The sequence below is a fragment of the Thermogutta sp. genome (assembly GCF_039793925.1).
GTDB lineage: Bacteria > Planctomycetota > Planctomycetia > Pirellulales > Thermoguttaceae > Thermogutta.
This window is the reverse complement of sequence record NZ_JBAMME010000340.1, coordinates 17,943-18,181: the sequence shown is the minus strand read 5'-3', so window position 1 is coordinate 18,181 and position 239 is coordinate 17,943. Positions and strand designations below refer to the sequence as shown.

General features: G+C 48.1%; 1 protein-coding gene. It reads left to right on the top strand.

Annotation, left to right across the window (positions count from 1 at the left end; translation table 11 throughout):
- Positions 1 to 37 precede the first annotated feature (37 nt).
- A partial coding sequence (locus tag ABJK56_RS18435; protein ID WP_347246152.1) for a hypothetical protein occupies positions 38 to 239 on the top strand: 202 nt, incomplete at its 3' end.

The following is a 239-nucleotide window of genomic DNA, read 5'->3' as shown; positions in this document are numbered from 1 at the left end:
GACCCCCGAGGAAGTGGAGCAGTACAGGAACCGTGGGGTGAATCATCGTCCGGGGCCGGGATTTGTCGCTATAGGAAAATCCAACGGCGGGCAGTCATGGAAAAACACCACGGCGGACCGTCACGGAAAAACCCAACGACAAACTAGAAACATGTTCGAACTAGAAAAGGAGGAAGAGGAAGAAGAGGAAGAAAAAAAGAAAAAAAGAGAAAAAAAAGAAACTGATGCTGGTCAACAGA